This window comes from Mycobacterium sp. NGS11 (assembly GCF_059813315.1).
Window position 1 is genome coordinate 53,409 of sequence record NZ_JCALEJ010000021.1, and the last position, 23,338, is coordinate 76,746.

Below are 23,338 nucleotides of genomic sequence, written 5' to 3' on the forward strand. Positions count from 1 at the left end.
GCTACCAGGTCTGCTCGGCCGAGCGCACCAACATGTGATTGACCGCGACCCGGCGGTCGCGCGTCACCATGAACAACACGGCGTCCGCGATGTCGTCGGGCCGCAGCATGACCATACCGGCCGTCTGCCGTTCGAACGCCTCGCGCGACTTCTCGGCGAGGTGGCTGAAGATTTCGGTGTCGACGGTTCCGGGGCCCACCACCCCGACCCGGACCCGCTTGCCGAGCACCTCTTGGCGCAGGCCCTCGCTGAAGGCGTTCACGCCGAATTTGGTCAGCGAATACACCGCGGTGTTCGGCCGGGCCACCCAGCCGGCGGTGGAACTGACGGTGACCAGGTCGGCCACCCCGCGCGGCGAATCGGCGGCCGCGTCGATCAGATGCGGAAGCGCGGCGCGGGTGGCGTACAGGACACCCTGCACGTTGACGGACACCATGTTGTCCCAGTCCCGCAGCGACGCCTCGGTCGCGGGCGCCGATTGCATCAGGCCGGCGTTGTTCACCAGGATGTCGAGGCGCCCCAGCTCGGCGACGGTGCGCTGCACGGCGGCCGCCACCTGTTCGGCATCGGTCACGTCGGCAGGCACCACCAGCGCTGTGCCACCGGCCGATTCGATCTCAGTCTTGAGCTCGGTCAACCGGTCGACCCGGCGGGCGAGCAGGGCCACCGCGGCCCCGTGGGCCGCCAGCGCTCGAGCCGTTGCCGTGCCGATGCCGCTGCTGGCGCCGGTGACCAGGGCCGCTGTGCGGGCCAGTGTCGTCATGTTCCGCCAATCGGTTGGCTGCCGAGTATCTCGTTGAGAACATAGTCGGTGTCCTCGCCCAGGTCCGGCGCCCCGCGCTCGATCCGCGCCGGGCAGCGGGCCATCCGCCAGGACGGCCCCAGCACCGGGCGCTGGCCTTCGCGATGATCCGTGACGAAGCGGTACAACTCGCGGTCCCACAGCCGTTGGTCGGCAATGACATCCACCGATGTGGCGCTCTTGGCGGCCGGTACCCCGGCCGCGCGCAGTCGCTCGGCGAGCCGCTCGGCGTCCCGGCCTCGAGTGAACCGGGCGAGGTCCGCGTCGAGCGCTTCGGTGTGCCGGTGTCGCGCCTCGCGGGTGGCGTAGCGGGGTTCGTCGGCCAGGGTCGCGGCGCCGAGTGCCTCGCACAACCGTTGCCATTCGGCATCATTCGCGACGGCGATCGTGATCCACGTGCCGTCGGCACACGGGTAGCAGCCATGGGGGCACATATCCGGGTGCGCATTGCCGCTGGGCCCCAGCGGCCGCCCGGTCAGCGAATGCTCCAGCAGGCAGTCACCGATCATCGAAGAAAGGGTCTCCACGGCCGACACATCGACGAACTGACCCGCGCCGCTGAGCTCCCGGTGCAGCAATGCCACCACAGCGGCATATGCGGCCGCCGCGCCCACCGTCGAATCGCCGTAGCGCATGCTCGTCCCGAGCGGCGGCCCGTCGGGGTAGCCGACCAGGGAGGCGGGCCCGGCCAGCGCGGCAAAGCATGGCGCATAACCGGTTTGGTGACCCAGTGGCCCGTCGTTGCCCCACATCTTGATCGACACGGAGATGATGTCGGGCTTGATCTCGGTGAGCTGTCGGTATCCCAGGCCCTGGCGTTCCATGGCACCCGGGCGCAGGTTGTTGATGACGATGTCGCTGCGCGCGATCAGCTCGCGCAGCCGCGCCATCCCCTGTGCCGACTTGATATCGAGGTCCACACTGAGGATTTCGGGGTTGATGCTCAGGAAGTAGGGCGCGTGGTTTATGTCGGTGCCGCCGTATGCGCGCATCTCCTCGGGGCTGTCGGCCGTCTCGATCTTGATCACTTCGGCGCCCAGCATCGCCAGTAACTTTCCGGCGTACGGACCGGCCCACACTTTGGTGAGCTCGACGACCCGCACGCCTTCCAGCGGCCCGCCCCTGGCATCCCTGGGTGGCTTCAGTTGCGCCGACTTGACCGTCGGCCGGGCGCGCGGGGAGTCGACGCTTTTCAGCACCGACCGGGTGTGCTCACCGAGACCGGGTGCGGCACTGGTGATTCGGGCGGGCGATGCGCTGAACGCATAGGGCACGGTCGGATACGCCGCTTCACCCAGCACCGGATGGCGGACTCCTTGGAAGAAGCGGCGGTGGCGATACTGTGGCGACTGATGCAGGTCGGCGGCGCCGTTGACGGGCACCAGCGGCACACCGAGCCGCTGGGCCCTTTCCGATGCCTGCTCTTTCGGCAGGCCGGCAACCCAGGAGGCGAATCCGCACTGAAACGCGGTGACCTTCTTTGCGGTGACGGAGAACTCCAGCCAGTCGTCCTCGAAAGCGTCGAGCCATTCGGGCTGGTCCATCAGGGTTTTCACCCCGGACCAATGCGCAGCGCTGGTCATGTACAAGTAGACGAAGCCGTCCGCGCAGGCGAAGAACGATGCCGGCCCGGCCTGATCGTAATCAGCGCGCGCACCGTCGGCCGGCACTTCGCCGGTGACGAGGCGACCCAGGATGCAATCGGCGCGCGAGACCAGCACGGCCTGCTGGGAGACGTCGATGGACTCGCCCTGGCCGGTGTGCAGACGCCCGCACAGCGACGACACGACACACAGCGCCGCTTCCAGCCCGGCTTCGTAGTCGGCGAGGAAGCGACCCGGTCCCTGCAGCGGGGGCTTGGCGGGGTCTGGATGGCTCGGAGTGTGATATCCCCACCCGCTGGCGTGAAAAACGTTGATGCTGCGGGCATTGTCGAACTCGGCGGCCACCCCTTGCCCGTATGGGGTGATGGAGCAGAAGACCACGGACGGATGGCGCGCGGACCAGTCCGGTGACCGGCCGTCGATGACCGCGTCGGCGGTGTCGATCAGCCGGTGCAGCCGCTCGACGTCGGCCGCCGAGCCTCGATCGAGTACGACGGAGCGCTTGTTGGTGTTGAGGTAGGCGAACAGCGCGCTGCCTTCGCACCCGTCGGCGAGGATGGGCGCCATCGCGCGGGTCGCGCTGCCGCCCTCCGGAGCCTCGATTTTGATGACCTCGGCGCCGAAGTCGGACAGCAGCTTCCCGCAGTACTCCCCCGCGACGGATTCGGCCAACTCGACGACCCTGATCCCCGTCAGCGCGGACATGCACGCCTCGCCAAAACGGTCAGGGCTTCGCGCGGCCCGAGCGGCTCAGGCGCCACTCCGGCGGGAAGTTCATGTCGTTGTCCTTGACCACGTTGTTGAGGCCCTTGTTGAAAGTCCCTTCGGTGAGGTCGACCTCTTCCGCGTCGTTCTGGATCATCGGCAGCATGCCCTCGACCATGCCGGTCAGCAGGCTGCCGAAGTACTCGCCCTTGTGCTGCTTGTACAGCTCGAGGAACGTCTTTTGGACCGCGACCGTGTCGGTCGGGCGGGACCGTGAGCATGCCATGGCGTATTTCTCGGTCTCGGCCTCCAGCTGGTCGCGGGGCACGACGCTGTTGACGAAGCCGCAGTCGTACATTTCCTTCGCGCTGAACGGCCTTCCGGTGAACAACATCTCGGAGAACTTGCGCAGGCCCATCGTCTCGGCCCACCACCACAACCGGGGTCCCCAGCCCACGTACCGAAACGCCGGGTGCCCGAACAGGGCGTCGTCGCTGGAGATCACCAGGTCGGCGTCGCCGGCCTGATAGAAGTGCCACCCGTAGCAGTAGCCCTTGGCCTCGATGATGCTGATCTTCCGAAGTTCCTGCAGCGGACGGTTTCCGGCGCGGGCCTTGGCGTAGAAGTCGGTGACGGTGGACAGGTAGCGGTACGAACCACCGGGTGGGTACTTGACGTCGTCGTCGTTGATCGCGAGCTCGTGATGCAGGGGCAGGCCCGGGTTCTCCAGCATCGGACGCTGCTCGGGCAGGTCGCCGCCGCTGCCGAAATCTTGTCCCTCGCCGCGGATCACCACCACTTTGACGTCGTCGTCCACGTTGCACTTGTGGATCAGGTCCGCGTAGTTCTGCCGCATGCCCAAACTGGTGGCGTTCTGCGCGTCGGGACGATCGAACGTGATGTACGCGATCCGGTTCTTCTTGTCCTTCTCGAACTTGATGTACTGCTCGGCTTCCTTCTTCAGCTTTGCGTAGTCATATTCGGGCATGGGCTTCTTCTTTCACTTGATTCTTAGTTGACGCTATTTGAGCAACGCGCCCGCATCGACTGGCAGCGAAACGCCGGTGATGTAACGAGATTCGTCAGAGGCGAGGAACAGGACGGCGTTGCTGATGTCGATGGCTTCCACCCAGGGCACCGGCATCGTGTGGGTCATCTGGGAGAACGGCGCGAAGTCCTCCGGCCCCGGATTCTCCAGATCCGGTCGAAACAGCCGGAAGGTGATGTCGTTCATGGTCATCGGCGTATTGACCTGACTGGGATGGACCGAGTTCACCCGAATGCTGTGCTGGCCCAGCTCGACCGCGAACGCCCGCATCAGGCCGAGGACACCGTGTTTGGCGGCGATGTAGTGACCGGTGTACGCCATGGCTTTGTGCGATCCGACCGAACCGGTCAGCACGATGGAGCCACCGCGTCCGCCGGCAAGGATGTGCGGCACACCGGCTTTCACGGTGTGCCAGACGCCGGACAGGTTTACGTCGATCATGTCTTGCCAGATCTGCTCGCCGATCTTGTGCAGCTTGTTGCCGAAGGTGCCGATCCCCGCGTTGGCGACGATGATGTCGAGACGCCCGAGCTGTTCGACCCCGCCGTCCACGGCGGCCTTCAGCCCGTCGTAGTCGCGGACGTCCACCTGGGCGGTCACGATGCGCCGGTCGAGGTTTTTCACCAGATCGGCGGTCTCGGCGAGGTCTTCGGGGGTCGCGTGCGGATAAGCCAGGTTGTCGATCGGACCGCAGACATCGATCGCGATGATGTCGGCACCCTCTTGCGCAAGACGGACGGCGTGACTGCGCCCCTGACCGCGCGCGGCACCGCTGATGAAAGCGACTTTGCCCTCGACTCGCCCGGTCATCGTGACACCAGCGCCGGCATACACTCCCAGCCCCGCACCGTTGATGTCGGACTGAGAACGGCACCGCTCAGGTCGACCTCCCACTCCGGGAATCGTTTCAGGATCTCCTCCAGCGCGATGCGGCCTTCCAGACGTGCCAGCGCCGAGCCCAGGCAGAAGTGCGTTCCCATGCTGAAGGTGAGGTGCGGGCGCACCGTGCGGTGAATGTTGAATTCGTTTGCGTCGGGCCCGAACTGGGCCTCGTCGCGGCAGGCCGACCCGATCAGCATCATCATCACGCTGCCCTCGGGCACGGTTTGGGCGTGCACGGAGACGTCGCGGGTCACATAGCGGGACACGTGCGGCGCCGGCGGCTCGTACCGCAGTAATTCCTCGATGGCCTGCGGAATGAGCGTCGGGTTCTCGACGAGGTCCCGGCGCTGATCGGGGTGTTCGGCGAGAACCTTCCCGGACCAACCGATCAGCCGTGTCGTCGTTTCGTTGCCGGCCCCGGCGACCACGTTGAGGTAGACCAGGATCTCTTCGCGAGACAGCCGCCGGGTGGTGCCGGTCTCGTCCACGAACTCGACGTTGAGGAGCTCGGTCATGATGTCGTCGGATGGATGGTCGGAGCGCCAGTCGATGTAGGCCTCGAACTGCTCGCCCACCGACAGCCCCTGCTCGGCGGCGCTCATGGGCTTTCCGGCCTCGGTACGCAGCTGCGCGTTGCCCCGGTCCCGGATGTACTCCTGGTCTTCCTCGGGGATGCCCAGCAGCATGCTGATGACCTTCATCGGCATCTGCGCGCCCAGGTCGGTGACGAAGTCGAAATGGTCCGAGCCGACCAACGGATCCAGGCACTGCGCGCAGAAGTCGCGGATCATCGGCTCGAGCGCGGCGATCCTGCGCGGGGTGAACATGCGGGACAGCAGTTTGCGGTGCACATCGTGAATCGGCGGGTCTTCGAAGATCAACATGCCCGGCGGGATTTCGAGGTTGGCCCTGATCAGTTCCAGGATCGCGCCACGCGCCGAGCTGAATGTCTCGTGGTCGACGAGCGCCTTACTGACATCCGCGTAGCGACTCACGGCATAGAAGTCGTATTCGGCGTTGTAGTAAAGCGGCGCCTCCTCGCGCAATCGCGCGAACATGGGGTACGGGTCCGCGATCAGCCCGACATCGTATGGATCGAAACGAACATGGCTATCGGTGCTCGCCGTCACGAAATCCCTCCTACCGCTGCAGTTTTAGACGCCCGCATCACCTGCACCAGGGCTAGCGCTGCCAGCGTCGCAGCGCTGGATTCGGTCGGGGCAATTTGTACACTCCGCTTAATTGCGTCGCTCTGATTTGTGCGCAAGCTCGGGAGAAAACGACGCATGAACGTGGGCCTACTCTATTCTCGTAGAGAACCATACAGCGGGTGGTCTGGCAAGAGCCAGAGACACCGTGTCCGGCCGGTGCCCTCACGCTGGCCCGGCCGTCCCGCGGCGCAACACCCGAAGGCCGCCGGTCTGGGTGAGCCGCCCCTTGGCCGAACTCTTCAAAATCCCGGCCGCGATCGCCGACAGGATTCCGTCGAGCTGTTCGGGACTGTCGATGATCCGGTCGCCGTGCGCGAACCGCTGCAGCAGGCCATTGATGAACGTCAGCGTGACGTTGCTCAGATCCTCGACGACGGCGGGATCGAGCTCGGCGCCGTGCGGCATCAGCTGGACCAGGATTTCGCGATGCAGTTTGGTGAACTCGTCGGTGGCCTGCTGCAGAATCGCGGCCAGTGCTGGGTCGCGGGTGGCCTGCATGGTCAGCTCGTATCGGGCCCTGGTCCGATACAACTGCGGATCGCTGCCGGCCTGGATGACCACCTGTGACAAGCGCGAGGGCGCGAAGTTCTCGCCGGTATCGGAACTGTCCGCGATGGCCTGCAGCTCGGCGAGGTCGAGCTCGGCCGAGCGTTCGGCCGCCGCGCGCAGCAACGCCGATCGCGTGCGGAAATAGAACGACGTCGTGCCGTCCGGCACGCCGGCCTTGCGATCGACCTTCAGGTGGCTCAACCCCTTGGCGCCGTCATCGGCCAGCAACTGGATCGCCGCGTCGCACAGATCGCGGCGGCGTTCGGCGGGGTTGGGCTTACGTCGCTTGTCCATAACCTTCTAGGCGGCGACGTTACTCTATATTCGTAGTGTCGGTAAAGAGGTCGCTTCCGAAGCTCCCCCGAATTGCGCGATGCCCAGGCGGCGCGCTACCGGACACCAAAGAAACTGCCCTGCAGGAATTCCCGCCGAACGTGGAATCAATGATCTCGCGGGTAGAGTGCATTCGAATGATTCACCGTCGATTCGGCGTGGGTAGTGCCGCCGCCTGGCTTGGGTCTATCGGCCTGCTCGCGGCGACACTGTGTGGCTGTCAGCAGACGCACAAGCCCGCGCCGCCCACCTCGTCCACCACCGCGCAGGCCAGTACAAGCGCGCCGCCGCCACCGCCCCCGCCGCCGGTGATGAAGATCGCGCCATTGCCGGTCCGGGCGGTGACCAAGTCGCAGCCCACGACGCCCGCCGTGAAGTGCCCGGCCACGGATCCAAACGCTCCGGTTAAGCCGACCGACGACCTCACCACCTGTGACATCGGGCGGACCACGGTCTACACGTTGGGCCCCGAGATCGCCCAGCTCGGCCTCATCCGCGTCGACCCACCGAAGGCGTTGACCGCGGACTATTACGAAGTGACTCTGGTGCTGGATCCGCCGTCGGCGGCCGCGTGGGCCGCGTTCACGGGCGAGCATCTGCAGGACCACGTGGCCTTCATTAGGGACAACACGGTCTTGGAAGCGCCGATCATCGAACAACCGGCTACGTCCGGGCGGATCGTGCTGACCACCCAAACAGCCCAGGGCGCGGCGCAATTGGCCCAATTGGTGGGCCGTACCGCATGACCGGGTCGGGGCGCCCGGACCGCCGCGGCATCGGCATGCTCAGCGTATCCTGGTTGTCCCCAACCGAATTGGTGGATTATCGCCGCGGACTTGGGGTTGCGCGGCGGTGACGAGGGCGCCCGAGCGCCCTCCACGGATTGAGGTATGACGCAACGCAGGCGCGCAGCGCGATCAGCGGCCATCCAAACCCGTTTTGGCGGAACCTGTTTAGCGCGCGAACCCACCTTGTGCTACCGACTCGGACCAGGATGCCGTGGCGGCACCGTGGTCCGAGTCAGGCAGCGATCGCGTCAGCGGGCGGAAAGCTCAGCGATTCAACTCGGCAAGGGCGGCAACGATTTCCGGCTTGTCGGATTGCAGACTGCCCCTCCAGCCGACATCCCGCAGGGGGTAGTGGTTGACCAGAACGAGGACTTCCTCGATATTGGCGATCCCCGCATACGCGGTGCCGACGGCCGACTCGATCTTTTGCACGAGCTTGCGTTTGGCATCCAGGCTGGCCAGTTCCGGTGCCTCCAGCGACACCACCGGCCGCACCGGCTCGGCGTGCACGCGGCCGTCTTGTGACACGTTTTCGGCCGAGTACTCGCGCAGCCAGCCGCGGGTGTCGGGGAAATGGTAGGCCTCGTCGAGTGCGTCGGTGATCTCCTTCAACATCGTCTGCTTGGCGTTCTGCGGCGCCCCTTTGGGCGCGTCGATGGTGAACACAGGCATGGTTTTCATCTCCTTCGTAGTCCGTCCCAAGTGGGACGAACCCGACGCTAGCAGCAATAGTTGGAAAAACCAAGCATCTAATTTGTTTAACCTATTATTGCTGATAGCATGGTATCCATGGCTAGGAAGCGGAGATATGACACCGGCTGCGCAGTGGCCCACGCGCTGGATCTGGTCGGCGAGCGCTGGGCCCTGTTGGTGGTTCGTGAACTACTGCTGGGCCCCAAACGCTTCACCGATCTGCTGGCGGGCTTGCCGGGCGCAGGCCCAGACATGCTGACCCAGCGGTTGCGCGAGCTCACCGACACCGAAGTGGTGCGTCGCCGTCGGCTCGGCCCGCCCAGCGCGTCGTGGGTGTACGAATTGACGCCCTGGGGGGCCGAGTTGGGGCCGATCGTGCTCGGACTGGCCCGCTGGGCCAGCCACTCACCCACCATGCCCTACGACGGCACACTTGGTGTCGACTCCCTGATGCTTTCCCTGACAGCACTTTTCGACCGCCGCGCCGCGGCCGGGCTCGACGCGACAATCGACATACACCTGGACGATCAGCCGTTCCGACTCGAGATCAACGGTGGCGAACTCACCCTGGCTCGCGGTGAAAGCGGTCACCCGGACGCGACACTGGAAACCGATGAGGCCGCCCTGCTCTCACTGCTTCGCACTGACCGTGACCTCGACCAGATCCTCGCCGACGGAGCGCTACGCCTCACCGGCGACCGTGCACTCGTCGAAAGGTTTCGACGCCTCTTTCCGCTGCCGCAGCCTGCTGGGTCGACGGCGAACGCATAACGAATGCGTCCGCGATGGCACGCTGGCGGGTTGCCACGCCCGGGTTTCCGGTTAGGGTCAGCGGATGGACCAGGTGACGGACCGCTGGCGCGCCGCTCGGGTGGCATCGGCGTTGTACAACACGGCCGCAATGCATGACAGCGTCGCCGCGGTGGGCGCAAAAGCGTTGTGGGGATTGGCATTACCTGACCTACTGGGACATGTTCAGCGTGTCGCCGAAGCTCCCCCAGGCGCCCACGTGCTTGACATCCCATGCGGTGGTGGCTTCGCCTTTCGTGGCGTGCGCCCAGGGCAGGATTGCCACTACGTGGCCGCCGACATTTCGTCCGACATGCTGAAACGGGCGCGCGGCCAGGCGGCTCGGTTGGGGGTGGCCGGCCTGATGGAGTTCGCCGAGGCCGATGTCACGGACCTACCCTTCCAGGACAACACCTTCGACCTGGCACTGACGTTCAACGGCCTGCATTGTCTACCCGACCCGCGAGCGGCGGTTTTCGAGCTTGCCCGCGTGCTCAAGCTCGGCGGGATTCTTCGCGGCAGCACGTGCGTGCGCGGTCGAGGCTGGCGCCAGGATCGGTTTGTGACGGCGTTGCGGGCCGCGGGCTTTTTCGGGAATACGCCCCACGTCGGCGACGTGCAGCGCTGGCTTACCGATGCGGGACTCGAGGTCCTGCGGGCAGGGCACAGTGGTTCGGTCGAGCTCTTCGAGGCCCAGCGGACTCAGAGCTGAACCTCGTACACGGATACGGGATCCAGGATCACGCCGGTTTCCTCGACGTAGCGATCCCACAGGGTCAGCAGCTCGGCCAGCTTGTCTGGGCGTGAGGCGGCCAGATCGTCGACTTCGCCGGGGTCGGAAGCCAGATCGTAGAGTTGCCAGCTGCCCGGGCCGTAGGGCGCCGGCAGATAGAGCGCCTTCCAGTCGCCCTGCCGGATGGCACGGCGGCCGAACAGTTCCCAGCCCGTGCCGGTGTCAGCGTCGTGCACGGTCTCGGTGGCGCCGGTCAGGTAGTCCACCAGTGAGCGGCCGCGCATGGGCGACACCTCGCGGCCGCGATAGGACGTGCCCGGGTGGGTGATCCCGGCCAGCTCGAGCAGGGTCGGCGCGACGTCCATGACGGTGCTGAATGCGGTGCCGATTTGTTGCTGCCGGGCGCAGCCGGGCCAGGTGACGAAGCCGGTCACGCGGATTCCGCCCTGGGTGGTGAACGCCTTGTGCAGGCGCGACGGCGCGGTGGCGGCCTGCGCCCAGCGGGGGCCGTACCAGATGAACGACGTGGGCCGGCCGAGGTTGTCCAGGCTGTTGTCGCAATGCTTTTCGATCTGCGCGGCGATCTGCGGCCCGCGCAGCGGCATCGCCTCCACAATCGCGCCCTCGGCGCCGTTGTCGGACATGAAGATCACGACGGTGTTGTCGAGTTCGCCGCTGGCCGAGAGGAAGTCGATCACCCGGCCGACGTTGTAGTCCATCCGGTCGACCATTCCGGCGTAGACCTCCATGCTGCGCGCCGACACCGCACGCTGCTCGTCGGTCATGTCGGCCCACTCCGGTGCGCCGTCGGCCACCACCGGGTGTGCCACGACATCGGGGGGACACAGGCCTAGCCGCTTGAGCGCGGCCAACCGCTCCTCGCGCAGCGCGTCCGGGCCGGCGTCGTAGCGGCCCCGATACTTCGCAATGGATTCATCGGGGGCCTGCAGCGGCCAGTGCGGGGCCTGGAAGGGCAGATAGGCGAAGAAGGGCCGGTCGTCGTCGGGAGCGCGCTCTTCCAGATACCGCAACAGGGTGTCGGTATAGGAGTCCGAGGAATAGAAGTCGTCGCCGACGGTGACGAATCGGTCGTCTTCGGTGTAGAGCGTTGGCACCGGAGAGAATCCGCGCGCCGCCGAGCCGCCGTAATGGCTGGCGCCCGCCGGCAGCAGGGCGAATGAGCGCTCGAAACCTCGCGCCCACGGCGAAGTCTCGATCGTGGCGCCCAGGTGCCACTTGCCCGACATCAGCGTCAGATAGCCCGCGTCACGCAGCAGTTCCGGCAGTGCGACAACCCGGTCGTTCAGATAGCCCTCGTACCCCGGGGCGCCGCGGAACTCCGGCGACGCGACCTCGAGCATCGTCCCGATGCCGGCGATGTGGTGGTCGGTCCCCGTCAGCAACATCGCCCGGGTCGGTGAGCAGGCCGGGGCCGAGTGGAAGTCGGTGAACCGGACGCCCGCATGGGCCAGCCGATCGAGGTGGGGCGTCTCGATCTCGCCGCCGAACGCGCCGAGGTCCGAGAAGCCGAGGTCGTCTGCGACGATCACGAGGAAGTTGGGGCGCGTCACGCTCAAGCATCCTGCCAGGTCCGTCAACGGGGCGGAGGCCGGCGCACCGCCTCGGCGCCGATATTGTCGAGGATGGCGAGGCCGTGACACACCGAAAGGGCAGGGAGATGTTGGCGCAGTTTGGAATGTCCGTTCCGCTGGTGGCGGCTCCGATGTCGGGCGGCCCGACGACCCCGGCCATGGTGTCGGCCGCCAATCGCGCGGGGGCGCTGGGTTTGCTGGCGGCCGGATACAAGGCGGTCGAGGCCATCGAGGGTGAGATCAAAGCCGTTCGCGCCGAAGGAATCCCGTTCGGGGTCAACGTCTTCGCGCCCAATCCGGTGCCGGTCGACCCGCAGCGTTACCACGCTTACGCCGCGATCGTCCAGGCGGAGGCCGACCAGTTCGGGCTGACGCTGCCGCCCGAGCCCATCGAGGACAACGACAGATTCGACGAGAAGATCGCGCTGTTGCTCGACGACCCGGTCCCGATGGTGTCGTTCACGTTCGGCATTCCGTCGCGGGACGTGATCGCCGCGCTGCGACGCGCCAACAGCGTTGTGGTCCAGACGGTTACCACGGTTGAGGAGGCCGTCCAGGCGCACGACGCCGGCGTCGACATGCTCGCCGTGCAGGCCGCCGCCGCGGGCGGCCATTCCGGCACCCTCTCGCCGCAGCGGCCCTTGACGCCAATCCCGATCGTCGAGTTGGTGCGGCAAGTCGTCGCGAAGGTGCCGCTGCCGGTGATGGCCACCGGTGGGCTGGCGACTCCCGCCGCGGTGGCCGAGGTGGTCCGCGCGGGTGCGACCGCGGCCGCGGTGGGCACCGTGCTGTTGCGCGCCACCGAAAGCGGCGCCTCGGCCACTCATCAGGCGGCCCTGGTCGATCCCGCCTACACGGAGACGGTGCTGACCCGCGCCTTCACCGGCCGGCCGGCCCGCGGCCTGCGCAATGCGTTCATCGACGCCCACGAAGCCGAGGCGCCGGCGGGTTATCCCGCCATCCATTACCTGACCAGCCCGCTGCGCAAGGCCGCCGCGGCGGCGGGCAAGCCGGACTACGTCCACCTCTGGGCGGGCACCGGGTACCGGCACGCGACCGCGGAGCCCGCGTCCGACATTCTGTGCCGGCTGGCCTCCGACCTGTGATGGGCTAGTCAGAATTCGAAGCGGTTGAGCACGTCGTAGTGGCGGCCGGCCGTCATCCACGTGACCTGGTAGATCAACCGCACCGCGGCCGACGGAATTCGCTTGTAGTCGGCCAGCACGGGTGTCTGCTCGATGAACCGCAACCGGGGATTCCAGGTCGCGATCTCGCGCGCGTCGCGGATGCCCCACTTGATGATTCCTCGGGTGAAGAGCTTGGACATCAGCGGCGCCAGGGCCGAGAGTGTGTCGAAATGCATTTCGCCGCCGGCGAATCGGTCGGTCAGGCTCTGCAGCAGCCGCCGCACTTCCTGCTCGTGCAGATACATCAGCAGGCCCTCGGCAACGATCAGGGTCGGACGGCCGGTCGGGGCTTGATCGAGCCACTGCAGTTCGGTCACCGACGAGCCGATCATCCGGTAGCGCTCGGTGTCGTCGTAGAGCCGACGCCGGAGCCCGATCACGCTTGGCTGGTCGACGTCGAACCATAACACCGTCGGCGGTACGGCCAGCCTGAAGTAGCGCCCGTCGAGGCCGCAACCCAGGTGCAGCACAACGGCATCCGGATGGCGGGCGAGGAAGTCGGCGCACCAGTCATCGAGCTGCCTGGCGCGCAGTGTGACCAGGTACTGATTGGCCGCCGGCCACGACATCCGATGGATCCTTTTGAAGTCATACGCGATCCGGTCCACCGCTTCCGCTGCCGGCCTGTCTCCCAGAATCGGGCTCTCCGTGCGGCTTTCGTGGGCGCGCAGATACAGGGTCACGAGGTTCGTCCACTCCACCGAGCCCCAGGGCACCGAACTGAAGTCGACTTTGTCCGTGGTGGTCATCGCCGCATCAGAACGCCTCGGGATTTTGTTGCACCTCGGCGGGTACCGGGTGCTGATACAGACGAGAGGCGTTCTCCCAGCTGAATTTCCGGACGACATCATCCGGTAGCTCGCCGATTTGCTCGTGAATGGTTTGTTGGGTGTGCGGCCACGTCGAGTCGCAATGCGGGTAGTCGGCTTCCAGCATGATGTTGTCGACGCCTATCCGGTCGCGCTGCACGAATGAGGACTTGTCTTCGACCGCGCAGAACCAGAAGTTGCGCGTCAGCACCTCCGCTGGCGTCAGGGGTTCACCGAGCGCCTGCCAGGTGCCGTACATCGCGTGGTAACTGAGCATGTGGTCGAGGCGGTCGAGCAACCCCGCCACCCAACCGATTCCGCCCTCGGACAGGCAGATCTTGAGGTCGGGGAACCGGCTGGGCAGTCCGGAGTACAACCAGTCGACCGCGGCGGAGATGGCGTAGGCAAAAAACAGCACACCCTGCACGTCCGGCGGCGCATCCGCCGTGGTGGACGGTGACGATCCCGACGATCCGATGTGCAGGTTCACCACGGTGCCGGTCTCGGCGCAGGCGGCCATCAGCGGATCCCAGTGGCCGGTGTGAATGCTCGGCAGCCCGAGCATCGCCGGGTTCTCGCTGAACGTGACGGCGTGAAAGCCGCGTTCGGCGTTCTCGCGGATCATCTTCGCGCCGAGTTCGGGATCGAGCAGCCACGGCAATTGGCAGGGAATGATCCGGTCGGGATACGAGCCCGCCCAGACGTCGAAGTGCCAGTCGTTCCACGCCCGCACCGAGGCCAGCGCAAGGTCGCGGTCGCTGGTCACCTGCTGCAGTCGTTGCCCGGCGAAGCCCGGGAGGAACGACGGAAAGTTCAGCGAGGCGTAGATGCCGTTGAGGTCCATGTCCTTGACTCGGGCATCGATATCCCATGCGCCTCTGCGCATTTCGTCGAATCGGACCGGCTCGAAACCGTATTCCGCGACCGGCCGGCCGACCACCGCGTTGAAGCCGACGTTGGGCAGCTCCTTACCGTCATAGACCCACGTCTGTCCCCCGCTGTCGGTCTCGACGACCTTCGGCGCCCGGTCCGCGAACTTGCGGGGCAGGCGGCCGGTGAAGGTGTCCGGGGGTTCGACGATGTGGTCGTCCACCGAGATCACCGTGTAGCGGCGCGGGGCCCGGGGCGGATCGGGCAGGAAGGTGACCGAGCGCTCGCCGCCGGTCTTGGCGGTGGTGAAGCTGAGGTCGGTGGCCAGCTCGTCGATCGATTTCACTCGTCAACCTCCTTGCGGGGCGGCGTTCAGTGTGACGGGACGGCATTCAGTGTGCGGTGGCGGCGACGATCGTCGGCGTGTCGCCGCCGTGGGTGCACACCCGACGACGCGGTTCACGTGAGCACATCGGCGTCGGCCTTGATGGTCATGCGCGCCGCCCCTGCCCAATACACGTCGGCGGCCCGTTCGATCAGCGACCGTTGCATGCCGGCCATGTCCGACCAATTCATGGTCACCGGATCCCTTCCGGTGAGCATGACGTCGTAGGCCAGCTTGCAGACTCGCTCGATGGAGGCCGCCCGGTAGACGGCTTCGGGCAGGTTGCGGCCGGTCGCGATCACGCCGTGGTTGGCCAGGATGGTCAGGTTGGCGCCCCCGATCCGGGCGGCGAGTTCCCCGGCGCGCGCGGGGCTGTCGATCTCGCCGTCGTAGGTGTCGACCAGGCACAGGTCGTCGAGGAAGAGCGAGCCGGTCTGGTGCACCAGCTCGGGCAGCCTGCCCAGCGCTGCCAGCACGCAGACGTAGTACGGGTGGTTGTGGATCACCACGCGGGCGTCGTCGCGGGCCCGGTGCAGTTCGGTGTGGATGTGGATGGCCGGGGTGACGTCCCAGCGCCCGCTGACCACGCGCGCGTCGGCGTCGACCACGCAGATATCGGAGGCGGTGATCTCCTGCCACCACAGCCCCCACGGGTTGACGAACATGTCGGTCTGCCCGTCGAGCTGCCAGGTGATATGGCCGGCCATGTTCTCGGCGAACCCGATGCCGGCCAGGTGACGGAAGGCGACGGCCAGCGCCTGCCGGTTGGACAGGTCGACACCGATGGGGGGAACCACCGACGGCGCCCAGACTTCCAACCCGCCGCGGCGTGCATCAGGAGCGTTCATGACCGGCCTCCGTTCTGGCTTCAATATCCTCGCGCAGGCGGGCTTTGGCTATCTTTCCGCCGGATGACCGGGGCAGCTCGTCGAGAACGATCAGCCGTTCAGGCAGCAATTCCTTGGAAACCCCCAGCGCCAGCAGGTGTTCGACGAGGCCGGGCAGGTCGAGGGTGGCAGAGTCGGCGAGTTCGGCGTAGAGGCAGACCTTTTCGCCGAACACCGGGTCGGGCATCGCGACCGCGGACGCTATCGCAATGCCCGGATGCGTCATGACGGCGTCCTCGACCTGGCTCGCGCTGATGTTCTTGCCGCCGCGCACGATGAAATCGGACGTGCGCCCGGTGACGCGCAGATAGCCGTCGGCGTCGATTTCACAAATGTCGCCCATGCGCATCCACCCGTCGCGGGTGAACAGCTTGTCGTGGTCGGTGCCGCCGAGGTAACCGAGGCTGGTCGCCGGGCCCCGGCACGCGGGCTGGCCGCGCCCGGTCGCAGTCACGTCGCGGTCTCCGTCGAACAGCCGGACGTTCATTTCGGCAACGACGCGGCCACCGGTGTGCAGCCGCCGCTCGCGCGAGTCGTCGACCGTGGTCGCGCTGAGCAGCCCGGTCTCGTTGGAGCCGTAGAACTGCAGGATTTTGGCGCCGGTGAGGTCCTCGAATTCGGCCGCGGGCCGATACGGCAGCGCCTCCCCGCCGGTGTAGACCAGTCGCAGCGAACTGAGGTCGTAGCCGCGGCTGGCCGGATCCGCCATCAGCATGGTCAATTGTGTGCTGACGCAACATAATACGGTGACCTTGTGCCGGACTATCGCCTCGCAGGTGGCTTTGGTGGTGAACCGGCCCAGGATCACCGCGGTGGCTCCAAGGTAGATCGGGGTGGTGTGGCTGGTCCACAGCCCGAACCCGAAGGGGGTGGGAATGACCGGCAGGAACACCTCGTCGCTGGTCAGCCGCCCGTTGACGACGGCCTTCTGGTGGAAGTAGTGCCAACGGTTCTGGGTGTGCACGACGCACTTGGGCAGCCCAGTGGTCCCGGACGTGGAGTTGATCAGGAACATGTCATCGGGGCCGAGTTCGCAGCCGGGCGGCAAGGCTTTGGGATCGGTGTCGACATCGAAGCGAAGCGTCCCGCCGTCGCGGCTCAGCACCATGCCGGGCACCCGCAGTTCGTCGGCCACTTCCGCGGCGGCCGCGGCGTGTTCCGGATCGCTGATCACGATTTTCGGTCGGGCGCTGCGCAAAATCGCCGACGCCTCGCGGATGCCGGCGCGCGCTCCGATGCCGACAACCACCGCCGCGCAGCGTTCGATCGCCACGAACAGCACGTGAATGGCGGCGGAGTCGCCGTGCCATACCGCGACCCGGTCGCCGGGCATGATGCCGAACCCGGCCAGCGCTTCGGCTAATCGCATTGCCGCGCTATCGAATTCACGCCAGGTGAAAGCCGATCCGCCGTCATCGAGATAGGCGGGACGATGCGGTGTCCGTTGGGCATTGCGGCGGGCCGCGTCGGAGAGCGTCGAATCGCACCACCAGCCGGCGGCGCGAAACCGGGCCGAGTCCTCGTCGGTGAAAGCCGGCGAGCCCGCGGTTTCCAGCCCACCGGCGCTCATCACCAAATGATAGGAAAACCCCCGGCGGTTTCTGCGCTAGGGATTCTGCGGGGCGGGCGCGGCGTGCTGATCGTTGTCGACGCTCGGGGGGCGTGGGTGCGGCTTATGGCAATCACGAGTGCACCCGCAGTTCAGGCCGATGATGCAGCCGCCTCCCCCGACCGGTTGCACGGGCACGGCACCACCCGGAGCCGGTGGCGGGACCGATGAATCGGCGATCGCCGCCGGCGCGGCACCGGTCGTAAGACCGGCCGCCAGGACAAGCGCGGCGACGCACCCGCCCAGCGCGGCGCGTGTCACGGCGTTCGTGGTCCCCATGCGAAACAACACTAGTTGCCGTTGGCGAATACGCAGGTCACGCGCGGGGGTTTGCCGTCGCCCCGTCATCGCGGGAAGTGGGCCGGTGCGACCGCGCCCGTCGGCGCGCCATTGCCAGCCGTAGGGCATACATTCCGGCGCTCACCGCGAACATCGCGGCCGTCAGCAGCAGCCACCGACCGAGGAACGGGTCCTGGGTCTGACCGGTTGCGGCCCGGTAGGTGCCGGCACCCTGCCTGACGATGCCCGGCAGGAACACCAGAAACGTGAGCCCCGCGCCCAGCGCGGGCACCCGGAGGTGATTGAGCACCGGCACACCGGCGCGCGCCGGACCGGGCCGCGCGCGGCCGCGTGACAGCAGCCGGTCAACAAAGGCGTAAACCGGAAACAACACGAGGTCGTGGGCGATGATGGCCGCGGCGAACCACACGATGATCGACTGCCACCAGACGTGTGGGTTCCACAACGTGACCGGTCTGGCGACGGCGATGACGTAGCCCAGCAGTGCGAATCCGGCGATCATCGTCAGCAGGTGCAAGGGGCGGGAGCCGTAGAGCCGCGCGAAGGCGCTACGCATCGGCGGCCGTCCGAAAGGCGATCGCGGCAACCCATTTGGTGTTGTGCACGCCGGGGAGGGCGGGCACGATGATCCGCGCGGGGAAGCCGTGGTCCGGGGACAGATCGTTGCCGTTCACGCGCAGGGCCAGCAGCGCGTCCGGGTGCAGCACCTGGTTGCGTTGCAGCGTCGCGCCGGCGAAGGCGCCGGAGCGTTCCAGCGACGACACCCGCGCGGATGCCGGTACCGGCACGCCGGCCAGCCGGGCGAGGTCGGCCAGTCGCACGCCAGTCCACGTTTGGGTGGTCGACCAGCCTTCGACGCAGGCGATCGGCAGGACGGCCGTGTGCTGCGGCATCGCCAGCAGGGCCGCGCGGTCCAGCGTCACCGGGTGGGGGCCGCCGTTCAGGGTGAGCCGCCAGCGGTCCAGAGTGTCCCGCGCGGCAATGCCGGCGGCAACCGCGGTCCGGTTGACCTGGAAGTCCTCGGGTCCGCCGCCGGGTTGGCGCCCGCGCGGCAGCAGCAGGGCGGCGGGTCGCGCGTAGCCGCCCAGTGTCTGACCTGCGGTGAGGATCGTTAGGAAAAGGGCGCCGCCGCCCACCAGCGCCAGGGCACCGCGGCGGCTCATCGTGGCCGGACCGGGTTCGGCGGCCACAAGACCGTCACGCCGCCACGGCTCGGCTTCGGTATCGGCGCGCCCGGTGCGCAGCACGTCCCGCATCGACAGCGAGCGCAGGCCGCTCCACATGCGCCTGCTCTTGATCGCGACGTGCATGACGAAGCCGGTGATGAACACCCACGCGCCGAAGTAGTGCGCGGTGTAGAAGCTGAACCCGAAGATGTAGTCGTACTGGATGTTGAGCACGCCTGTCACGATCTCGAATAAAATCCCGCCGACCAGCATCAGCAGCGAAACCCGTTCCAGCAGTTGGGCAATCGAGCGTACCGGCGGGAACACGAAGAGCCGGGGGATCACCGACCAGAGCTTGGCCAACACCACCGGGATGACGATGAGTCCAAGCCCGACATGAAGCCCCTGGGTCAGCCGGTACAGCCACGATGGCCTGGTGGGCCAGTCGAAGGCCGGCAGTTTGAGCCAGCCGACGTCGGCGGGGATGGCCTGGCCGAGGCGCGGACCGTAGGCGATGTAGGACAGCAGGCCGGTCACAATGACGATCGGCAGCGTCACCAACAGCACCGAGCCGAATACCGACGTCAGCCATGGTCCCCGCAGCGGGCTGCGCCACACCCGGGCGGGAAACCCGTGACCGTCGGAATCACTCGCCGGCTCGGTGTCTTCAACCTCGGATCTGCGGACACGGTGCACCATCGCTGATCTTCCACGACGGCGCGCCGAAAAGAGTTCAGATTCGATAATCTGCGCCGAGCGTCAGTCCTTGCCCCGCGGCGGCGGCTCCACCTCGACGCCGGTTGAGTCGTGTTCGGGACCCGCGGACGGGTGCTCGGCGGGCACACGGTCACGGAATCGGGTGCCCTCGCTCTGCCGCTCAGGATCAGGCCGATGGACGTTGCCGTGGTAGGGGCCGGGCTTCGGTCGGGGCTTTCCCCCCGGGAAGGCCAGGCGGAAGATGCTGCGGTGCACCGTCCCCCACTGCTTACCGAACGGGCCGGAGTTGTAAGGCAGCTCGTAGCGCTCGCAAATGTCTTTGACCTGCGGGGCGATCTCAGAGTATCGACTGCTCGGCATGTCCGGGTAGAGGTGGTGCTCGACCTGGTAGCCGAGATTGCCGCTGATGATGTGGAACAGCGGGCTGCCGTCGATGTTGGCGGCGCCGAGCAATTGCCGTACGTACCAACCGCCGCGCGTCTCGTTCTCGGTCTCTTCCTGCGTGAACGTGTAGGTCTGGTCCGGGAAGTGGCCACAGAAGATGATCGCGTGCGCCCACACGTTGCGGATGACGTTGGCCAGCGCGTCGGCGGCCAGCGTACGCAGGTAGGTACTTTCGACGCCGGGCGCGACCTTGTCGAGGAAGTTCGCGGCGGCGCCGACGCGGCCGCCCTTCGACACCCTGCGCAGCCTCCTGGCGACGCGCGACTCCGCCGGCTGTTCGAGCCGGCCCCGCGACGCCAACTGGGTGAGCGCGAACGCGCCCGCGCTGATCAATGGCCACCCGAGGTAGTCCTTGACGATCTGCGCGCGAGCCTTCACCCCGATGCCCTTGAGGTCCTTACGCACTTCCGACCAGGGCTTCTCGCGCTTACGGATGGCGTCGATGTCCATGTCGTGCACAGCCACGCCCCATTCGAACAACAGGGTGAGCAGCAGGTTGTAGATCGGCTGGAACAGGAAGCGCGGGGCCCATTTCTGGTTGGGATCGATCCGCATGATCTCGTAGCCGAGATCCTTGTCCTTGCCGAGGATGTTCGTGAAGGTGTGATGGATGTAGTTGTGGGAGTGCTTCCACGATTCGGCGGTCGACGCCGTGTCCCAGTCCCACACCGAAGAGTGGATGTCTGGATCGTTCATCCAGTCCCATTGGCCGTGCATCACGTTGTGACCGATTTCCATGTTTTCCAAGATCTTGGCCATGGACAGGCACGCGGTGCCCAGCAGCCACGCGGTTTTCGAGCGCGACGCCAGCAACAGCACCCGGCCTACCACGACGATCTGTCGCTGCGCCGAGATGACGTTCTTGATGTACCGGCGGTCGCGGTCGCCGAGGTCGGCGAACACCTCGTCGTGGATCGCGTCGAATTCCTTCGCGAGCTTCTCCAGCTCTTGTTCCCCCAAGCGGGAAAGCGGTGAATCCCCAGCCCTTTTCACGGCAGTCGTCACCAGCCGCTCCTTCCGATCACAGTTCGAGTTCGACGTCGCCTTCGGCGGTGTTGATGCAGATCCGCACGTCTTGCTCCGTCGGTTCGATCACATCGCCCGAGCGCAGGTCACGCAGTTTGCCCGATTTCAGCGTGCCGACACAGGTATGACAAATTCCAATTCGACAGCCGAACGCGAGATTGAGACCGGCCTTTTCGCCGGCCTCGAGAATCGAAGTGCCGCCGTCACATTCGACTTCCTTGTCGCTGTCGAGGAAGCAGACGGTGCCGCCCTCGCCGGCGTTGGCGTCGCCGCCGATCTTGGGCTGGAACCGCTCGAAGTGCAGGCGTTCGCAATCCCCGTTCGCTTCCCAGTGCTCGATCAGAGCGTCGAGCATCTCACCGGGTCCAGAACAGAACGCCTCTCGCTCGCGCCAGTCCGGGCACACGTCATCGAGGTCCTCGGGTGTCAGCCGGCCCTGCTCGGAGGTGAGCCTCAGATCCAGCCGCATTCCCTGGTGGCGTTCCTCGAGCTCTTCCAAGGCGGGCAGGAACATGGCCTGCTCGCGGGTCCGCGCGGAATGAATGACGACCGCGTCCCGCAATTCGTCGCGATGGTCGAGGTCGCGCAGCATGCTGATGATCGGCGTGATGCCGCTTCCGGCGCTGATGAAGAGCATCTTGGCCGGCACCGGCTCGGGCAGCGTGAAAACGCCTTCGATCTCGCCCAGCCGCACCAGATCGCCCGGCTGAATCTTGTGTACGAGATACGGCGATACGACACCGCCGTCGACCCTCTTCGGGGTGACGCTGATCAGGCCGTCTTCCGGCCTGGGGTCCGAGGTAAGGGAGTACGCGCGCCAGTGGTACACACCGTCGATCACCACGCCGAGGCGTACGTACTGACCGGGCTTGTGGCCGGGCCACTCGTACCCCGGGCGAATCAGAACGCTGGCCGCTTCCGAGCCCTGCGCCTCGATGCCTTCGACCTTCCCGCGCAATTCCTTGGTGGTCCACAGCGGGTTGATCATCTCGAGGTAGTCGTCCGGCTGCAGCGGGCTGAACAGACGCCGCACCGCTCGCAGGAACAACCGGCGTCCGCGGGGGACGCGAGGCTCGGCGCCACGTTCAGCCATAGCGCCAGAGTACACAGTTGTACACCGACCCTAAACATTAATTCGAATATCGTTGTCGCACAGGGTTAGACATATGCGCAACGCGCGTACAGCGAATTTCAGCCGTTTACTAGCTATTGCGTGGCTGGTTTCGGCCGTGGCGATGGATACCTGTGAGGTGCCCAGGACACGGGGCGCCCAAACGTTTGTTCACGCTATTCAAGGTTCATGCGCTGCAACGGCCGGCCGCCGCCGCGCCTAGTGTCGGTGAATATGCTGATGGGCTTCCTCCTCGCGCTGGGCTGCGCGCTGTGTTACGGGACGGCGACCGTGCTGCAAGCCGCCGGGACGCGATCGGTGGAGGCGGGCAGCGGATCGGGTGTCGACGCGGTGTTGCTGTTGCGGGCCGTCCGGCAGTGGCGCTATCTGGTCGGGGTAGGCCTCGACGTCGTCGGGTTTGCGCTGCAGGTCGCCGCCCTGCGCCTGGTCCCGATCTATGTGGTCGCGGCGGCGCTGGCCGCCTCGATCGCCGTCACCGGCGTCGTCGCCGCCTGGGTGTTGTCGGCGCGCCTGTCGTCGGCCGAGTGGACGGCCGTCGGCGTCGTCTGCGTCAGCCTGATCGTGCTCGCCCTGGCCGCCGGGCCGGGCCACTTTCGGCGGGCCCCGGCCGGGCTCGGCTGGGCGCTGCTGGGCGTGGTTGCCGCGATCTTCGTCGTCGGTGCGGCCGCCGGCCGCTTGCCCGACCGCGCCCGTGCACTCGCACTGGGGCTGGGCTCCGGAACCGGATTCGGGGTCGTCGAGGTGGCGGTGCGCCTGATCGAGGCGATCGATCCGACCAAACGCTCCTTCTACACCAACCCCGCCCTGTACGCGGCCGCCGCGGGCGGCGCCGCGGGCTTCCTACTGCTCACCTCCGCGTTGCATCGCGGATCGGTCACCACGGCCGTCGCCGGAATGGTGGTGGGCGAAACGCTCGCACCCGCGTTCGTCGGGGTGGTGTGGCTGGGCGACACCGCGCGCGAGGGGCTCGGCTGGCTGGTGATCGCCGGGTTCGCCGTCGCCGTGTGCGGAACCCTGGTGCTGGCGCGCTTCGGGGAGGCACCCCAGCCGGACCCCGTCGAGGAAGCGGGCTGAGGC

At 66.7% G+C, this 23,338-nt stretch carries 22 protein-coding genes; 5 read left to right on the forward strand and 17 right to left on the reverse strand.

From position 1 onward, the window contains the following. Position 1 precedes the first annotated feature (1 nt). The 6 genes from AC5Y4T_RS20010 to AC5Y4T_RS20035 form a co-directional block, all read right to left on the reverse strand. Positions 2-763, reverse strand: a complete 762-nt coding sequence (locus AC5Y4T_RS20010) for an SDR family NAD(P)-dependent oxidoreductase (RefSeq protein WP_499921066.1) — start codon at positions 761-763, stop codon at positions 2-4. Next, positions 760-3,111, reverse strand: coding sequence for a CaiB/BaiF CoA transferase family protein (locus AC5Y4T_RS20015; RefSeq protein WP_499955019.1), 2,352 nt, complete (start codon positions 3,109-3,111; stop codon positions 760-762). The genes AC5Y4T_RS20010 and AC5Y4T_RS20015 overlap by 4 nt, the downstream gene beginning before the upstream one ends. Positions 3,112-3,130: 19 nt before the next feature. Beyond that, the gene (locus AC5Y4T_RS20020; RefSeq protein ID WP_499921064.1) at positions 3,131-4,099 is read right to left on the reverse strand and encodes an enoyl-CoA hydratase/isomerase family protein; all 969 of its coding nucleotides are present in this window, start codon (positions 4,097-4,099) and stop codon (positions 3,131-3,133) included. Positions 4,100-4,132: 33 nt separating this feature from the next. After that, positions 4,133-4,969 (reverse strand): mycofactocin-coupled SDR family oxidoreductase, encoded by an 837-nt coding sequence (locus AC5Y4T_RS20025; RefSeq protein WP_499949386.1) that lies wholly within the window; start codon positions 4,967-4,969, stop codon positions 4,133-4,135. Then, positions 4,966-6,171 (reverse strand): cytochrome P450, encoded by a 1,206-nt coding sequence (locus AC5Y4T_RS20030; protein ID WP_499955021.1) that lies wholly within the window; start codon positions 6,169-6,171, stop codon positions 4,966-4,968. Before AC5Y4T_RS20030 ends, AC5Y4T_RS20025 begins: the two co-directional genes overlap by 4 nt. 243 nt (positions 6,172-6,414) lie before the next feature. After that, positions 6,415-7,095, reverse strand: a complete 681-nt coding sequence (locus AC5Y4T_RS20035; RefSeq protein WP_499955023.1) for a TetR/AcrR family transcriptional regulator — start codon at positions 7,093-7,095, stop codon at positions 6,415-6,417. Between the two features lie 176 nt (positions 7,096-7,271). Between AC5Y4T_RS20035 and AC5Y4T_RS20040 the strand changes: the two genes are divergently transcribed. Continuing rightward, positions 7,272-7,880, forward strand: coding sequence for a SecDF P1 head subdomain-containing protein (locus AC5Y4T_RS20040; RefSeq protein ID WP_499955025.1), 609 nt, complete (start codon positions 7,272-7,274; stop codon positions 7,878-7,880). A 306-nt stretch (positions 7,881-8,186) separates the two neighbouring features. Here the strand turns inward: AC5Y4T_RS20040 and AC5Y4T_RS20045 are convergent, their stop codons facing one another. Beyond that, positions 8,187-8,594, reverse strand: a complete 408-nt coding sequence (locus AC5Y4T_RS20045) for a tautomerase family protein (protein WP_499955027.1) — start codon at positions 8,592-8,594, stop codon at positions 8,187-8,189. Between the two features lie 117 nt (positions 8,595-8,711). On the opposite strand from AC5Y4T_RS20045, the gene AC5Y4T_RS20050 reads away from it, so the two are divergent. After that, on the forward strand, positions 8,712-9,386 hold the full coding sequence (locus AC5Y4T_RS20050) for a winged helix-turn-helix transcriptional regulator (RefSeq protein ID WP_499955029.1): 675 nt from the start codon (positions 8,712-8,714) through the stop codon (positions 9,384-9,386). Positions 9,387-9,450: 64 nt separating this feature from the next. After that, positions 9,451-10,116, forward strand: a complete 666-nt coding sequence (locus AC5Y4T_RS20055; protein ID WP_499955031.1) for a class I SAM-dependent methyltransferase — start codon at positions 9,451-9,453, stop codon at positions 10,114-10,116. On the opposite strand, the gene AC5Y4T_RS20060 is transcribed toward AC5Y4T_RS20055, so the two are convergent. Further along, complete coding sequence (locus AC5Y4T_RS20060) at positions 10,107-11,708, reverse strand: arylsulfatase (RefSeq protein WP_499955033.1); 1,602 nt, start codon at positions 11,706-11,708, stop codon at positions 10,107-10,109. The two genes, AC5Y4T_RS20055 and AC5Y4T_RS20060, sit on opposite strands and share 10 nt — an antisense overlap. A gap of 107 nt (positions 11,709-11,815) precedes the next feature. Here AC5Y4T_RS20060 and AC5Y4T_RS20065 point away from each other — a divergent pair, with 107 nt between their 5' ends. Continuing rightward, positions 11,816-12,835 (forward strand): nitronate monooxygenase, encoded by a 1,020-nt coding sequence (locus AC5Y4T_RS20065; protein WP_499955070.1) that lies wholly within the window; start codon positions 11,816-11,818, stop codon positions 12,833-12,835. A gap of 8 nt (positions 12,836-12,843) precedes the next feature. Here the strand turns inward: AC5Y4T_RS20065 and AC5Y4T_RS20070 are convergent, their stop codons facing one another. From AC5Y4T_RS20070 to AC5Y4T_RS20110, 9 genes are all read right to left on the reverse strand, one after another. Next, positions 12,844-13,665 (reverse strand): class I SAM-dependent methyltransferase, encoded by an 822-nt coding sequence (locus tag AC5Y4T_RS20070; RefSeq protein ID WP_499955035.1) that lies wholly within the window; start codon positions 13,663-13,665, stop codon positions 12,844-12,846. A 7-nt stretch (positions 13,666-13,672) separates the two neighbouring features. After that, on the reverse strand, positions 13,673-14,941 hold the full coding sequence (locus AC5Y4T_RS20075) for an amidohydrolase family protein (RefSeq protein ID WP_499955037.1): 1,269 nt from the start codon (positions 14,939-14,941) through the stop codon (positions 13,673-13,675). 113 nt (positions 14,942-15,054) lie between these two features. Beyond that, positions 15,055-15,828, reverse strand: coding sequence for a class II aldolase/adducin family protein (locus AC5Y4T_RS20080; protein WP_499955039.1), 774 nt, complete (start codon positions 15,826-15,828; stop codon positions 15,055-15,057). Further along, positions 15,815-17,437, reverse strand: coding sequence for a class I adenylate-forming enzyme family protein (locus AC5Y4T_RS20085; protein WP_499955041.1), 1,623 nt, complete (start codon positions 17,435-17,437; stop codon positions 15,815-15,817). Before AC5Y4T_RS20085 ends, AC5Y4T_RS20080 begins: the two co-directional genes overlap by 14 nt. Before the next feature lie 36 nt (positions 17,438-17,473). Beyond that, positions 17,474-17,755 carry a hypothetical protein gene (locus AC5Y4T_RS20090; protein ID WP_499921043.1) on the reverse strand — a complete coding sequence of 94 codons (282 nt, stop codon included), beginning with the start codon at positions 17,753-17,755 and terminating at the stop codon, positions 17,474-17,476. A gap of 37 nt (positions 17,756-17,792) precedes the next feature. Then, a complete protein-coding gene (locus tag AC5Y4T_RS20095) occupies positions 17,793-18,332 on the reverse strand; it encodes a hypothetical protein (protein ID WP_499955043.1) in 540 nt (179 codons plus the stop codon). Beyond that, on the reverse strand, positions 18,325-19,641 hold the full coding sequence (locus AC5Y4T_RS20100) for a molybdopterin-dependent oxidoreductase (RefSeq protein ID WP_499955045.1): 1,317 nt from the start codon (positions 19,639-19,641) through the stop codon (positions 18,325-18,327). The genes AC5Y4T_RS20095 and AC5Y4T_RS20100 overlap by 8 nt, the downstream gene beginning before the upstream one ends. Positions 19,642-19,701: 60 nt before the next feature. Next, positions 19,702-21,111: a fatty acid desaturase family protein gene (locus AC5Y4T_RS20105; RefSeq protein ID WP_499955072.1), complete on the reverse strand. Its 1,410-nt coding sequence runs from the start codon at positions 21,109-21,111 to the stop codon at positions 19,702-19,704. Positions 21,112-21,124: 13 nt separating this feature from the next. Then, positions 21,125-22,222 carry a ferredoxin reductase gene (locus AC5Y4T_RS20110; RefSeq protein ID WP_499921038.1) on the reverse strand — a complete coding sequence of 366 codons (1,098 nt, stop codon included), beginning with the start codon at positions 22,220-22,222 and terminating at the stop codon, positions 21,125-21,127. 240 nt (positions 22,223-22,462) lie between these two features. Here AC5Y4T_RS20110 and AC5Y4T_RS20115 point away from each other — a divergent pair, with 240 nt between their 5' ends. Further along, the gene (locus AC5Y4T_RS20115; RefSeq protein WP_499955074.1) at positions 22,463-23,335 is read left to right on the forward strand and encodes a DMT family transporter; all 873 of its coding nucleotides are present in this window, start codon (positions 22,463-22,465) and stop codon (positions 23,333-23,335) included. The last annotated feature ends 3 nt before the right edge of the window (positions 23,336-23,338 follow it).